General features: G+C 66.3%; 13 protein-coding genes. 10 read left to right on the forward strand and 3 right to left on the reverse strand.

Going from position 1 to position 14,285, the window contains the following annotated elements:
* The first annotated feature begins 58 nt into the window (after nt 1-58).
* The 4 genes from rplT to I6F37_RS26090 all read left to right on the forward strand — a co-directional run bounded on the left by rplT (nt 59) and on the right by I6F37_RS26090 (nt 4,887).
* Nucleotides 59-418, forward strand: coding sequence for a 50S ribosomal protein L20 (gene rplT, locus I6F37_RS26075; protein WP_027550107.1), 360 nt, complete (start codon nt 59-61; stop codon nt 416-418).
* Between the two features lie 214 nt (nt 419-632).
* A complete protein-coding gene (gene pheS, locus I6F37_RS26080; protein ID WP_057030559.1) occupies nt 633-1,715 on the forward strand; it encodes a phenylalanine--tRNA ligase subunit alpha in 1,083 nt (360 codons plus the stop codon).
* Entirely contained in the window at nt 1,712-4,120 is a 2,409-nt protein-coding gene (gene pheT, locus I6F37_RS26085) for a phenylalanine--tRNA ligase subunit beta (protein ID WP_225153097.1), read from the forward strand. The genes pheS and pheT overlap by 4 nt, the downstream gene beginning before the upstream one ends.
* A complete protein-coding gene (locus I6F37_RS26090; protein WP_225153099.1) occupies nt 4,117-4,887 on the forward strand; it encodes a sulfite exporter TauE/SafE family protein in 771 nt (256 codons plus the stop codon). Before pheT ends, I6F37_RS26090 begins: the two co-directional genes overlap by 4 nt.
* A 190-nt stretch (nt 4,888-5,077) precedes the next feature.
* On the opposite strand, the gene I6F37_RS26095 is transcribed toward I6F37_RS26090, so the two are convergent.
* Nucleotides 5,078-6,466, reverse strand: coding sequence for an NAD(P)/FAD-dependent oxidoreductase (locus I6F37_RS26095; RefSeq protein WP_225153101.1), 1,389 nt, complete (start codon nt 6,464-6,466; stop codon nt 5,078-5,080).
* A 189-nt stretch (nt 6,467-6,655) separates the two neighbouring features.
* On the opposite strand from I6F37_RS26095, the gene I6F37_RS26100 reads away from it, so the two are divergent.
* Nucleotides 6,656-7,621, forward strand: a complete 966-nt coding sequence (locus I6F37_RS26100) for a YiiX/YebB-like N1pC/P60 family cysteine hydrolase (protein ID WP_057030555.1) — start codon at nt 6,656-6,658, stop codon at nt 7,619-7,621.
* 90 nt (nt 7,622-7,711) lie between these two features.
* On the opposite strand, the gene I6F37_RS26105 is transcribed toward I6F37_RS26100, so the two are convergent.
* Entirely contained in the window at nt 7,712-7,987 is a 276-nt protein-coding gene (locus I6F37_RS26105; RefSeq protein ID WP_036003300.1) for a metal-sensitive transcriptional regulator, read from the reverse strand.
* A 63-nt stretch (nt 7,988-8,050) separates the two neighbouring features.
* Here I6F37_RS26105 and I6F37_RS26110 point away from each other — a divergent pair, with 63 nt between their 5' ends.
* The 3 genes from I6F37_RS26110 to I6F37_RS26120 all read left to right on the forward strand — a co-directional run bounded on the left by I6F37_RS26110 (nt 8,051) and on the right by I6F37_RS26120 (nt 11,950).
* Nucleotides 8,051-10,501, forward strand: a complete 2,451-nt coding sequence (locus I6F37_RS26110; RefSeq protein ID WP_225114662.1) for a heavy metal translocating P-type ATPase — start codon at nt 8,051-8,053, stop codon at nt 10,499-10,501.
* 124 nt (nt 10,502-10,625) lie between these two features.
* Entirely contained in the window at nt 10,626-11,072 is a 447-nt protein-coding gene (nikR, locus tag I6F37_RS26115) for a nickel-responsive transcriptional regulator NikR (protein ID WP_036003294.1), read from the forward strand.
* Between the two features lie 137 nt (nt 11,073-11,209).
* Nucleotides 11,210-11,950, forward strand: a complete 741-nt coding sequence (locus I6F37_RS26120) for a sulfate transporter family protein (RefSeq protein ID WP_225153103.1) — start codon at nt 11,210-11,212, stop codon at nt 11,948-11,950.
* 20 nt (nt 11,951-11,970) lie between these two features.
* On the opposite strand, the gene nth is transcribed toward I6F37_RS26120, so the two are convergent.
* Nucleotides 11,971-12,723 (reverse strand): endonuclease III, encoded by a 753-nt coding sequence (nth, locus tag I6F37_RS26125; RefSeq protein WP_225153106.1) that lies wholly within the window; start codon nt 12,721-12,723, stop codon nt 11,971-11,973.
* A 22-nt stretch (nt 12,724-12,745) separates the two neighbouring features.
* Between nth and I6F37_RS26130 the strand changes: the two genes are divergently transcribed.
* Both I6F37_RS26130 and I6F37_RS26135 read left to right on the forward strand, forming a co-directional pair.
* Nucleotides 12,746-13,279, forward strand: coding sequence for a DUF2244 domain-containing protein (locus I6F37_RS26130; RefSeq protein WP_036024353.1), 534 nt, complete (start codon nt 12,746-12,748; stop codon nt 13,277-13,279).
* A 54-nt stretch (nt 13,280-13,333) separates the two neighbouring features.
* Nucleotides 13,334-14,230, forward strand: coding sequence for a bifunctional helix-turn-helix domain-containing protein/methylated-DNA--[protein]-cysteine S-methyltransferase (locus I6F37_RS26135; RefSeq protein ID WP_036024351.1), 897 nt, complete (start codon nt 13,334-13,336; stop codon nt 14,228-14,230).
* Nucleotides 14,231-14,285: the final 55 nt, after the last annotated feature.

The raw sequence follows: 14,285 nt of genomic DNA on the forward strand, positions 1-14,285 counted from the left end.
CCTCTGCCGCGCATCCCGCGGCGATCCGATAACCAAGTCATCTCTGAAGGATCTCGTCATGTCTCGCGTCAAACGCGGTGTGACCGCCCACGCCAAGCACAAGAAAGTCTACAAGGCCGCCAAGGGCTTCTATGGCCGCCGCAAGAACACCATCCGCGCCGCCAAGCCGGCCGTGGAAAAGGCCCAGCAATACGCCTTCCGCGACCGCAAGCGTCGCAAGCGCACCTTCCGCGCGCTCTGGATCCAGCGCCTCAACGCCGCGGTCCGTCCGTTCGGCCTGACCTACAGCCGATTTATCGACGGCCTTGCCAAGTCGGGCATCACCGTGGACCGCAAGGTGCTGTCGGATCTCGCGATCCGCGAGCCCGCCGCGTTCCAAGCGATCGCCGAGAAGGCCAAAGCCGCGCTGGCGGCGTAAGCCGCCCCACTGCGCGACTTGCGCAGCGTTCAGCTTGTGATGGCCCGGGCAGAGGCGCGTGTCGCGCGTTCATCGCCCCGGCCGTCATCTCTCGCGCATACACTTCTCCGACGTGGATGCCCGGCGAATCTAACGCGAAGATGCGCTTCGCGCTTTTGGCCGGGCGTGACGGGCTAGGATCATCGGCTCAGCATCCTGGCCAAAAGGGATTGCCATGACCGATCTTGCCCAGCTCCAAGCCCAGATCATCGCCGACATCGCCGCCGCTGCCGACGAGGCCGCGCTCGAGGCCGTGCGTGTTGCAGCCCTCGGCAAGAAGGGCTCGATCTCGGCGCTGCTCGCCACGCTCGGCAAGATGTCGCCGGACGAGCGCAAGACGCAAGGCGCGGCGATCAACCAGGCCAAGGACGAAGTCAGCCAGGCGCTTGCTGCGCGGCGCGACGTGCTGAAGTCGGCGGCGCTCGATGCGCGGCTGGCGTCCGAGACCGTCGACGTGACCCTGCCGCTGCGCGATGCGCCGGCTGAGGCCGGCCGCATCCATCCGCTGAGCCAGGTCTGGGACGAGCTCACCACCATCTTCGCCGACATGGGATTCTCGGTGGCCGAAGGCCCCGACATCGAGACCGACGATTACAACTTCACCAAGCTGAATTTCCCGGAAGGCCATCCGGCGCGCGAAATGCACGACACGTTCTTCTTCCATCCGAAGCAGGACGGCTCGCGCATGCTGCTGCGGACCCACACCTCGCCGGTGCAGGTGCGCACCATGCTGAGCCAGAAGCCGCCGATCCGCGTGATCTGCCCGGGCCGCACCTATCGCATCGATTCGGACGCGACCCACACGCCGCAATTCCACCAGGTCGAGGGCCTCGTCATCGACAAGAGCTCGCATCTCGGCCATCTCAAATGGATCCTGCACGAGTTCTGCAAGGCGTTCTTCGAGGTCGACCACATCAACATGCGCTTCCGGCCCTCGTTCTTCCCGTTCACCGAGCCTTCGCTCGAAGTCGACATCCAGTGCCGCCGCGACAAGGGCGAGATCCGCTTCGGCGAGGGCGAGGATTGGCTCGAGATTCTCGGCTGCGGCATGGTGCATCCCAACGTGCTGCGCGCCTGCGGCATCGATCCCGACGAGTACCAGGGCTTCGCCTGGGGCATGGGCATCGACCGCATCGCCATGCTGAAATACGGCATCGCCGATTTGCGCCAGCTGTTCGACAGCGACGTCCGCTGGCTGAGCCACTATGGCTTCAAGCCGCTCGAAGTGCCAACGCTTGCCGGAGGGCTCAGCACGTGAAATTCACCCTCTCCTGGCTGAAGGATCATCTCGAGACCGACGAGCCGCTCGAACAACTCGCCGACAAGCTCACCATGATCGGGCTCGAGGTCGAGAACATCGAGGACAAGGCGAAGGCGCTGAAGCCGTTCACCATTGCGAAGGTGATCTCGGCCGAGCAGCATCCGAATGCGGATCGCCTGCGCGTCTGCATGGTCGACACCGGCGACGGTGGTGCGCCGGTGCAGGTGGTGTGCGGCGCGCCGAATGCGCGCGCCGGGCTCGTCAGCGTGTTCTCGCCGCCCGGCACCTACATTCCCGGCAAGGATATCACGCTCGGTGTCGGCACCATCCGCGGCGTCGAGAGCCGCGGCATGCTGTGCTCGGCGGCCGAGCTGCAGATCTCCAACAATCATGACGGCATCATGGAATTGCCGGCGGACGCGCCAATCGGTGCTGCCTATGCCGAATGGGCCGGCCTCGGAGATCCCGTCATCGAGATCAATCTGACGCCGAACCGGCAGGACTGCACCGGCGTGCACGGCATCGCGCGCGATCTCGCCGCCGCCGACATGGGCAAGTTCAAGGATCCCACCATCAAGCCGGTCAAGGGCGAATTCCCCTGTCCCGTGAAGGTGACGGTCGAGGATGCCACGCTGTGCCCGGGCTTTGCGCTCCGTCTCGTGCGCGGGGTCAAGAACGGGCCGTCACCGGAATGGCTGCAGAAGCGGCTGACCGCGATCGGCCTGCGTCCGATCAACGCGCTGGTCGACATCACCAATTTTGTGACCTACGACCGCGCACGCCCGCTGCACGTGTTCGACGCCAAGAAGGTGAAGGGCAATCTCGTCGTGCGCCGCGCGCGCGAGGGCGAGAGCCTGCTGGCGCTCGACGGCCGCACCTACAATCTCGATCCCGCCATTTGCGTGATCGCGGACGAGCACGGCGTCGAATCGCTCGCCGGCATCATGGGCGGCGAAGCATCGGGCTGCGACGAGAACACCACAGACGTGCTGATCGAATCGGCGCTGTGGAACGAGATCAACATCGCCCAGACCGGCCGCAAGCTCGGCATCAATTCGGACGCGCGCTACCGCTTCGAACGCGGCGTCGATCCGGCCTTCATGGTGCCCGGCATCGAGCTCGCGACCAAGCTGGTGATGGAGATGTGCGGCGGCGCGCCCTCTGAAACCGTCCTGGTCGGCAAGACCTTTGGCGACGACCGCCTGATCGAATTCCCGATCACCGAAGTCAAGCGCCTGTCTGGCATTGAGGTGCCGCAGGTTGAGATGAAGCGCATCCTGACCCATCTCGGCTTCATGATGGCGGGTCCCGGCCCGGTGGTGAAGGTCGCGGTGCCGTCCTGGCGCTCCGACGTGCACGGCAAGGCCGACATCGTCGAGGAGATCGTCCGCATCTTCGGCGTCGACAAGGTGCCGATGACGCCGTTCGAGCGCGGCGACGAGCCGCGCAAGCCGGTGCTGACGCCGCTGCAGCTGCGCAACCGCCGCGCGCGGCGCGCGCTCGCGAGCCGCGGCATGGTCGAAGCCGTGACCTGGTCGTTCATCGCAAAATCTGCGGCCGAATTGTTCGGCGGCGGACAGCGCGAGCTCGAGGTTGCCAACCCGATCGCCTCGGATCTCTCCGACATGCGCCCGACCCTGCTGGCCGGCCTGATGGCGGCGGCGCAGGCCAATGCCGATCGCGGCTTCGGCGATGTCGCGCTGTTCGAGGTCGGCCAGGTGTTCAAGGGCGATCTCCCGCAGGACCAGTTCATGGCGGCGAGTGGCGTGCGCCGCGGCCTTGCTTCGTCCGAAGGGCTCGGCCGGCACTGGACCGGCTCGGCGCAGGCCGACGTGTTCGACGCCAAGGCCGATGCGCTGGCGGTGCTGGCGGCCGCCGGCGCGCCGATGCAGGCGCTGCAGATCGTGGCGGGTGGTCCCGGCTGGCTGCATCCGGGCCGCTCCGGCACGATCCAGATCGGGCCGCAGAACGTGCTCGGATATTTCGGCGAAGTGCACCCCAGAGCGCTCGAAGCGCTCGGCGCCGACGGGCCGCTTGTCGTGTTCGAGGTGATCCTCGACCGCATCCCCGAGGCGAAGAAGAAGCCGACGCGCGCCAAGCCCTTGATCGAGCTCTCGGCGTTCCAGCCGGTGTCGCGTGACTTCGCTTTCATCGTCGACCGCGCCGTCAAGGCCGGCGACATCGTCCGCGCCGCTCAGAGCGTCGACAAGAAGCTGATCACCGGCGTCAATGTCTTCGATATCTACGAAGGCAAGGGCATCGATGACGGCAAGAAGTCGATCGCGATCGCGGTCACGCTGCAGCCGCGCGAGAAAACCCTGACCGATCAGGAGATCGAGGCGGTCGCCACGAAGATCGTGGCCGAGGTCACCAAGAAGACCGGCGGCACGTTGCGCGGATGAGTCCTGCTGACTTCCTTCCAAAGGACGTCAGCCTCACGGTTGCGGCGGCGCTCTGCGCCGTCGCTTTCGTTTCGGGCACGGCGCGCGGCTTCTCCGGCTTCGGTTCGGCGCTGATCTTCATGCCGCTGGCGAGCAGCATCGCGGCGCCGCGGCTCGTCGCTGCCCTGCTGCTCGTCATCGATTTCGTCGCGGCCGTGCCGCTGCTGCCGGATGCGTGGCGAAAGGCCGATCGCAAGGCCACCGCGGTGATCGTGCTGGGCGCGCTGATCGGCGTCCCCATCGGCACTTATTTCCTCAGCGTACTCGAACCCGTCACCACGCGCTGGATCATTTCCTGCTTCGTTGCGGCGCTGTTGCTGCTGTTGCTGTCGGGCTGGCGCTATCGCGGCAAGGACCACGCTTGGCTATCGGTTGGCATCGGCGGCCTCTCCGGCTTCTGCAGCGGGCTCGCTCAGACCGGAGGCCCGCCGATCGTCGGCTACTGGCTCGGCCGCCCGATCGCGCCGATGGTCGCGCGCGCCAATATCGTGCTGTTCTTCGGCGCCTCGGATTTCTTCTCGATGGTCAGCTACGCGACGACCGGCCTGATCAGCCGCGAATCGCTGGTGCTGTCGCTGATCGTCGGCCCGGTCTATGCGGTTGGCGTTGCGTTCGGCAGCTCATTGTTCGGCCGCGCCAGCGAGAGGGTGTTTCGCGGCATCTGCTACGCGCTGATTGCGATGGCGGTGATCTTTGGATTGCCGGTGCTGGATGGCGTGCTGCGATAACATCTCCGCTGTCGTCCCGGGGCGCGCGTAGCGCGAGCCCGGGACCCATAACCCCGGGGAGTGGTTATGGGGCAAGGTGGCAACTCCGAGTCTTCGCCAAACCACTCCCTGTGAGTATGGGTCACGAATCTGCGCTCCGCTTCGCTGCGCCTGTCCGGACGACAGTGGAATTTATCGCGGCTTGATCGTCTTACTGCTTCGGCACGCGCCGCTTCTTCGTCGACTGGGTCGGCACGTCGGCCGGCTCGTCCTTCAGCGCGCCGATCTTGCGCAAGGCGGCGTCCGCGGCGCGTTCGCCGCTTTCCCAGGCGCCGTCGACGGTGCCCCAGAGCGTCTCGTGCGTGGCTTCGCCGGCGAGGAACACATTGCCGATCGGCTCGGCCAGGGTCCTTCGCGACAGCTGGCCGCCCGGCGAGGCTGCCGACATCGCGCCCATGACGTAAGGCGAGGCGTTCCAGCGCGTGGCGCTGGTCTTCTGCACCACGGAAGCGGCCTCGCTGCCGAACAGCTTCGTGATCCATTCCCTGGCGAAAGCCACCATCGCCTTCTCGCCCTGCTCGGCGAGATCGCGGCCGAACGAGCCGCCGACATCGATCGAGCACAGCGAGGAGCCGCCGATATTGGCTAACATCAGCGCCGTGCGGGTCGAGTTGCTCTGCTCGATGAGGATGTCGTCGCGCGACAGGCCGAGCGGATTGCCCGGCAGCTGCAGCACGATGCGATCGTAGCTACCGAGGCTGAGCTTCGATGCCGCATCCAGCGTCCGCTTGGGAATGTCGGGCGCGAACTTGATCGCGCCCGATGTCAGCACATTGGTCGAGACCGTGACGATGGCGGCGCGCGCCGCGATCTTGCCGGCTTGCGTCTCGATGCTGACGTCGCGATTGCTCCAGGCGATGCGGCTCGCCGGCGTCGACAGCGCCACCGGCGCCTGCTCGGCGAGCCTAGCGATCAGTGTGCCCAAACCCTGGCGGCAGGCGATCGCCGCGTTGCGGTCCTGCGCGCGTCCCTTGTCGATCGCGGAGAGCTCCTTCAGGTCCTTGCCGGCAAAGCTCGCGCCCAGCATGAACTCGGCCGCGCCGGCCCAGTCGCCGAGATCCTTCGGCATCACCGATGCGCAGGAGGTGTCGAGCTTGCCCCGCCCGGCCTCGTCGATGGCGCGGTTGGCGCGCACTAGGGCGGCCAGGAACTGCTCGGTCTCGCCCGCGCGGGCATTGCGGCGGCCGATGCGCATCTTCTGGCCCGAGGGCGCCGGCAGCACGTCCAGCCCGGCACTGCGCGCCAGCCGGATCATCGGGTTGGTGTCGGGATTGTACATCCAGCGCGCGCCGCGGTCGAACGGCGTGTCGAAGGTGGTGCTGTCGGTGATGCAGCGGCCGCCGACCTGCGCGGCCGCCTCCACCACGATGACCTTGCGGCCCGTCGCGATGATGCGCCGCGCCGCGGCGATTCCCGCCGCCCCCGCGCCAATCACGACGATGTCAGCCTCGCGCGGCAGGGGCGCGGCCGATGCGCGCAGCACCGGCATCGCCGCAAGGGCCGCCGACGCCGAAAGAAAGCCGCGGCGCGTGATTGTCATGTCATGGTTTCCGGGGACTTGCGGCGAACGTGAACAGCCCGCGAACCTTGCCGTATCCGATGTTGCGCAGCAACCAGGATGGTGAATCAACCATGCTTGATCTCACAGAGTGATGAACCGAATTGCAACACGTTTCGACCATGATAGAGAAGGGAAAAAGACGGCCGGAAAAGGCCGTGGGGGGTTGAGATGGGGACGGTCCTGGATTCTGTCGGCAAGGTGATTGCCGCGTACCTCTCAAAGGAGGTGCCGGGCTATGAGCCGTTCACGCCGAGCGACCCCGAGCATCTGCGCGGCATCATCGAGCCCGGCGACGTGCTGCTGGTCGAGGGCAACAACCGCATCTCCGGCATCATCAAATACCTGACGCAGTCGACCTGGTCGCACGCCGCGCTCTATGTCGGTCCGATCGATGGGGCAGAGGAGCCCAATGGCGAGCCGCATGTTCTGATCGAGGCCAATATCGGCGAGGGCGTCACCTCGGCGCCGCTGTCGAAATATTTCCCCTATCACACCCGCGTCTGCCGCCCGGTCGGGCTGTCCTATGAGGATCGCACCACGGTGTGCCGCTATGCGATCAACCGCATCGGCTTCGGCTACGACACCAAGAACATCGTCGACCTCATGCGCTATCTGTTCCCGCTGCCGATACCGCAGCGCTGGCGCCGGCGCATGATCGCGATCGGCTCGGGCGACCCGACCAAGATCATCTGCTCGGCGCTGATCGCGCAGGCCTTCGACGCCGTGCGCTACCCGATCCTGCCGAAGATCACCAAGGCCGGCAGCCGCGCCGCACGGCGCGAGATCCTGCACATCCGCGATTCCTCGCTCTACATGCCCCGCGACTTCGATATCTCGCCCTATTTCGAAGTCGTCAAGCCCACCATCGTGCACGGGTTCGACTACACCGCCTTGCACTGGGCAGACAAGCAGAAGCCGCTCGAGGAGGTGGCGGGCTCATTCAGTGTGTTTCCAGAAGCGCTCGTGGCGCCGCCGCTCGCTCCTGAAGCGGCTGACGAAGCGACGTCGGGTGAAATTCCGGCTCAAGAAGTGAGCGCGCCGCCTGCGCGAGCCAGCGTGGCTTTCTCCGAGCATTTTGTACAACTGAGCGAGCTCGCGATGTATCGCGCGCGGGCGCGGGAGATGACGGCTTAGGTTCGCACGGTCTCGTAGGGTGGGCAAAGGCGCCATGCGCCGTGCCCACGTTCTGGCGCGATCACTGACCGATGGTGGAGAGCGCACGCGCTACCGATCCGCCCGTCCGATCACCGCCATCAGCTCCGCGATCTTGGCGCGCTGGTCGGCCTTGTCGCCGCTCGCGATGGCGTGCTCGACGCAATGGGCGACGTGATCCTTCAAAACCTCTTCCTCGACCCGGCGCAACGCGGCGCGCACCGCCGCGATTTGCGTCACGATGTCGATGCAGTAGCGGTCTTCCTCTACCATTCTCGAGAGGCCACGAACCTGGCCCTCGATCCGGCCGAGGCGTTTTCCGACGGATGCCTTGATGTCTTTGCGCATGGGGTCTATATACCCCTACCGGGTATAGGTTTCAAGAGCAAGCGCAAAGGCCGGAACATGGCAATGAACGACAACGAGCACGAGCATCGTCACAGCGCGGGAACGCATTCCGGATGCGGCTGTTCCACGCAAGCTGCAGCGCCGGCGGCGAAACCCGAGGCTTCCTCGTGCTGCGGCGGCCACGGCGATCATGCCGGCCATGACCATCACCACGGCGACGCCGCAACCAAGGTCAAAGATCCCGTCTGCGGCATGATGGTCGATCTCGCGACCTCAAAGCATCGCATCACACATCACGGCGAGACCTTCCATTTCTGCTCGTCCGGCTGCCGCACCAAGTTCGCCGCCGATCCCGCCAAGTATCTTGCCAAGGACAAGGTGCCCGAACCGGAGATGCCCGCGGGCACGATCTACACCTGTCCGATGCACCCGCAGATCCGCCAAGTCGGTCCGGGCACGTGCCCGATCTGCGGCATGGCGCTGGAGCCTGAGGTCGCAAGCCTTGAGACCGGCCCCAATCCCGAGCTCGCCGACATGACGCGACGGTTCTGGATCGGCGGCGTGCTGTCGCTGCCGCCGATCGCGCTGGAGATGGGCGGCCACCTCGCGGGCCCCCACAGCTGGATCGATCCGACCCTGTCGAACTGGATCCAGCTCGTCTTTGCAACGCCCGTGGTGCTGTGGGCCGGCTGGCCGTTCTTCGTTCGCGGCTGGCAATCGCTGCTGACGCGCAATCTCAACATGTTCACGCTGATCGCGATGGGTACGGGCGTTGCCTATGTCTACAGCGTGCTCGGCACGGTCACGCCGCAGATCTTCCCCGCCACCTTCCGCGGCCATGAGGGCGCGGTCGCAGTCTATTTCGAGGCGGCCGCCGTCATCACCGTCCTGGTGCTGCTCGGCCAGGTGCTGGAGCTGCGCGCCCGCGATGCGACCTCGGGCGCGATCAAGGCGCTGCTGCAGCTCGCGCCGAAGACCGCGCGCCGCGTCGACGCCGACGGCAGCGAGCACGAGGTCGAGATCGACACGCTGCACGCCGGCGATCGCCTGCGCGTCCGTCCCGGCGAGAAGGTGCCGGTCGACGGCGTCATCCTCGAAGGCCGCTCGTCGCTAGATGAATCACTCGTGACAGGCGAATCCATGCCGGTCACCAAGGAGACTGGCGCCAAGGTCATTGCCGGCACGCTGAACCAGTCCGGCAGCTTCATCATGCGTGCCGACAAGGTCGGGCGCGAGACGATGCTGTCGCAGATCGTGCAAATGGTCGCGGATGCGCAGCGCTCGCGTGCGCCGATCCAGCGCCTGGCCGACCAGGTCGCCGGCTGGTTCGTCCCCGCCGTGATCGTCGTCGCAATCGCCGCCTTTGCCGCGTGGGCCTGGTTCGGGCCGGAGCCGCGGCTCGCCTTCGGCCTCGTCGCCGCGGTCAGCGTGCTGATCATCGCCTGCCCCTGTGCGCTGGGCCTGGCGACCCCGATGTCGATCATGGTCGGCGTCGGCCGCGGCGCGCAAGGCGGTGTCCTGATCAAGAACGCCGAGGCGCTGGAGCGGATGGAGAAGATCGACACGCTGGTGGTCGACAAAACCGGCACGTTGACCGAGGGCAAGCCCAAGGTGGTGACGATCGCGCCGGCGTCCGGCTTCGCGGAAGACGACATCCTCCGGCTGGCGGCCACCGTCGAGCGCGCCAGCGAGCATCCGCTGGCCGACGCCATCGTGCGCGCGGCCAAGGAAAAGCAGCTCACCCTCGGCCAGGTCGAGCAGTTCGACTCGCCGACGGGCAAGGGCGCGACGGGCAAGGTCGACGGCAAGACCATCGTGCTCGGCAATGCCAGATATCTGTCGTCGATCGGCGTCGACACCCATTCGCTCGCCGCCGAAGCCGAACGGCTGCGCGGCGACGGCGCCACCGTGATCAACATGGCCGTCGACGGCCGGCTTGCCGGCCTGTTTGCGATCGCAGATCCGGTCAAGGCCTCGACGCCGGAGGCGCTGAAGGCGCTCGCGGCGGAAGGCATCAAGGTGATCATGCTGACCGGAGACAACCGCACCACGGCCGAGGCCGTGGCGCGCCGGCTCGGCATCGCCGAGGTCGAGGCCGAAGTGCTGCCGGACCAGAAGAGCGCGGTAGTGACCAAGCTGCAGAAGGCCGGCCGCAGCGTCGCCATGGCCGGCGACGGCGTCAACGACGCGCCGGCACTGGCGGCGGCCGAGGTCGGCATCGCCATGGGCACCGGCACCGACGTTGCGATGGAGAGCGCCGGCGTGACGCTGCTCAAGGGCGACCTCGTCGGCATCGTCCGCGCGCGAAAACTGTCGCAGGCGACGATGAGCAACATCCGGCAGAACCTGTTCTTCGCCTTCATCTACAACGCCGCCGGGATTCCGATCGCCGCCGGCGTTCTCTATCCGGCGTTCGGTCTGCTGCTCTCCCCGATCATCGCCGCGGCGGCGATGGCGCTGTCCTCGGTGAGCGTGGTCGGCAACGCGCTGCGGCTGCGTGCGACGCGGCTGTAAGGACGCTGCGTAGCCCGGATGGAGCGTAAGCGAAATCCGGGGGTCCTGCCGCATATTGCACCGTCCCGGATTGCGCTTCGCTCCATCCGGGCTACGGTTCAGAGGACATAAGCGGGAGCATCTGATGCAGCGGATTACCATCACGATCGAGGACGATCTCCTGGCGGAGATCGACGCCGCGGCCGAAGCGCGCGGTTACCAGAACCGCTCCGAGATCATCCGCGACCTCGCGCGCGCCGGCCTGCAGCAGAGCGCCGAGGACACCGCGCAAACTGGCCAATGCGTCGCCGGCCTCGTCTACGTCTATGACCACGCGGCGCGCGATCTGTCGAAACGGCTGGTGCAGGAATTCCACGGCCACCACGACCTCGCGCTGGCGACGCTGCATGTTCACCTCGACGACAACAATTGCATGGAGATGACGGCGTTGCGCGGCGCTGCCTCCGAAGTCAGACATTTCGCCGACCACATCATCGCCGAACGCGGCGTGCGCTACGGCCGCGTGGTGATGATCCCGACCGGGGATGGCAAGCCGGCGAAGGCGCGCAAGCACGGGCATAGACACGACTAGGCTGAATCTTACCCTCCAGGGGAGGGTAAAGAAGAAATCGCGCCACCTTCACCGACAAGGGGAGACGGCCCACCGCCCTTGCCGAAGCCGCATTGGGTGTCTACCTCTCGCGCAGTGTTTACCTCAGAGGGTCCCCCATGCTGGATGCCGCCATTAAGGCGCTGTCGCAATTGATCTCGCCGCCGATGCGCTCGATCCTGTGGCGGTCGATCGGGCTCGCGTTGGTGCTGATCACCGTGCTGGCGATCGGCTTGCAGCGGCTGCTCAGCTGGTTTGCGACCTCCGGCGAGGTGTGGCTGGAAGGCCTGCTCGGGCCGGGCTGGCATTCTTCGATCGAGATTCTCTCCTGGATCGTCTCGATCGCGACGGGTCTCGGCGTCGTGTTCGGCGGCATCTTCCTGATGCCGGCGATCACCTCGCTGGTGGCGAGCCTGTTCGTCGACGACGTCGCCGACATCGTCGAGCGCGAGCATTATCCGGCCGAGCGGCCGGGCGCGGCACTGCCGTTCAGCCGGGCGATGCTCGAGGGCATCAAGACCGCGCTCGTGGCCATCCTGGTCTATCTCGCCGCTCTGCCGCTGGTGCTGTTCGCTGGCGCCGGTTTCCTGATCTTCTTCCTCGCCGCCGCCTGGCTGCTCGGCCGCGAATATTTCGAGCTCGCCGCGATGCGCTTCCGCCCGCCGGAGGAAGCCAAGGCGATGCGGCGCGACAATGCCGCGACCATCTTCACCGCCGGCCTGTTCATCGCCGCCTTCGTCTCGATCCCGATCGTCAATCTGGCGACGCCGATCTTCGGCATGGCCTTCATGGTCCACATGCACAAGCGCCTGTCAGGCCCGCGGCCCGAGCTGATCGAGCCGGCGCGGCAGGTGCGATAGCGGCCCGGGGCGGCGCTGCCTCACACCGTCTTCTCCGGCCAGCGACAGAGATCGTTGATCAGGCAGACCTCGCAGCGTGGCTTGCGCGCGAGACACGTATAACGGCCGTGCAGGATCAGCCAATGATGCGCGTGCAGCATGAACTCGGCCGGGATCACTTTTTCGAGGCCGAGCTCGACCTCGAGCGGCGTCTTGCCGGGCGCTAGGCCCGTGCGATTGCCGACGCGGAAGACGTGGGTGTCGACTGCCATCGTGTGCTCGCCGAAGGCCATGTTGAGCACGACGTTGGCGGTCTTGCGGCCTGCGCCGGGCAACGACTCGATCTCGGCCCGCGTGCGCGGCACCTCGCCGCCGAATTCACTGAGCAGCTTGGCCGACAGCGCGATCACGTTCCTGGCCTTGGTGCGGTAGAGGCCGATCGTCTTGATGTAGTCGCGCAAGCGCTCCTCGCCGAGATCGAGCATCTTCTGCGGGGTGTCGGCAACCTCGAACAGCGCACGCGTCGCCTTGTTGACGCCGGCGTCGGTCGCCTGTGCCGACAGCACCACCGCGACCAGCAGCGTGAACGGGTTGACGTGCTCGAGCTCGCCCTTGGGCTCCGGATTGGCCTTGCGGAAGCGGCTGAAGACCTCGTGGACCTCGGCCGGCGTCCACGGCTTTGTGGCTTTGAGTGATTTCTTCGCGGGTGCTCTCGGCTTGGTCGCGACCGGTCTTGCCGTTTTCTTCGGCACCGCCGCTTTGCGCGGGACCGGCTTGCGGGTGATTTTCGCCATGATCGGGATATACTGATGGACGATGAGCACTGGCAACGAAATTGCGCGGACGCGATCCGAGAGCGAGGACGAGCCTCAGATCTTCTCCGCGCTGCTGACGCCGCACCGCTCGCTGAACCGCACCGGCTTTCTCGCCGTGATGCTGTTCCTGAGCGCCGTCGGCTTCGTCACGGGCCTTGCTTTCCTGATGATGGGCGCCTGGCCGGTGCTCGGCTTCTTCGGTCTCGACGTGCTCGTGATCTGGTGGGCCTTCAAGGTCAATTTTCGCGCCGCACGGGCCAGCGAGGAAATCGTGGTGACGCCGTCGGAATTGCGGGTGCGACGCGTCAGCCATCGTGGCCAGGTTGCCGAATGGACCTTCAATCCGCTCTGGGTCCGGCTCGACCAGGAGGTCGATGAGGAATACGGCATCGAGCACCTTTATCTGATCTCCCGCGGCCGCCGCCTGCTTATCGCGGGCTTTCTCGGGCCGGCAGAAAAGGCCAGCTTTTACAATGCCTTGGTGGGGGCTCTCAACGCCGCGCGGCGCGGCCCGACCTATCATCCGGCGACCTGAGCACAGTCGGAAATCGGGTGGTTTCGCGCCAGCGCCTCCCCTACATTTCCGGTCATGATGACCCTTGCGATACATGACCAGCGCCTGGCCAGGCCGGGCACCCAGAACGCCGCGTTGCGCGACTATGATTCGGTGCGGCGGGCGATCGCCTTCATCTCGGCGAACTGGCGCGCGCAACCGACCATCGAGGCGATGGCGGATGCCGCTGGCGTCACGCCGGATGAGCTGCACCATCTGTTCCGCCGCTGGGCTTCGATCACGCCGAAGGCTTTCATGCAGGCGCTCACCCTCGACCACGCCAAGAACCTGCTCAGGGATTCCGCCAGCATCCTTGACGCGGCGCTCGACTCCGGCCTGTCCGGGCCGGGCCGGCTGCACGACCTCTTCGTCACCCATGAAGCGATGTCGCCGGGCGAATGGAAGAACGGCGGTGCCGGCCTCACCCTGCGCTACGGCTTCCATTCCTCGCCGTTCGGCACCGCGATCGTGATCGCCACCGATCGCGGCCTGTCGGGCCTCGCCTTCGCCGATCACGGCGAGGAGAAGATCGCGCTCGCCGACATGACGCGGCGCTGGCCGAACGCCACCTATGTGGAAGATCACGAAGGCACCGCGCCGCTCGCCGCGCGCATCTTCGATCCAAAATTGTGGCGGCCGGATCAGCCGCTGCGCGTGGTGCTGATCGGCACCGATTTCGAAGTGCGGGTGTGGGAGACGCTCTTGAAGATTCCGATGGGCCGCGCAGTGTCCTATTCCGACATCGCCTGCAACATCAGGAATCCCAAGGCTTCACGCGCCGTCGGTGCCGCCGTCGGCAAGAACCCGGTCTCCTTCGTCGTGCCCTGCCACCGCGCACTCGGCAAGAGCGGCACGCTCACCGGCTATCATTGGGGCATCACCCGCAAGCAGGCGATGCTGGGCTGGGAGGCCGGGCAGCTGGGGCTGCAGTAGGCAAGATGCAGTAGGATTTCGTAGGGTGGGTTAGCGCAGCGTAACCCACCTCTCT

This window comes from Bradyrhizobium sp. NBAIM08, from assembly GCF_020193935.1.
Classification (GTDB): domain Bacteria; phylum Pseudomonadota; class Alphaproteobacteria; order Rhizobiales; family Xanthobacteraceae; genus Bradyrhizobium; species Bradyrhizobium yuanmingense.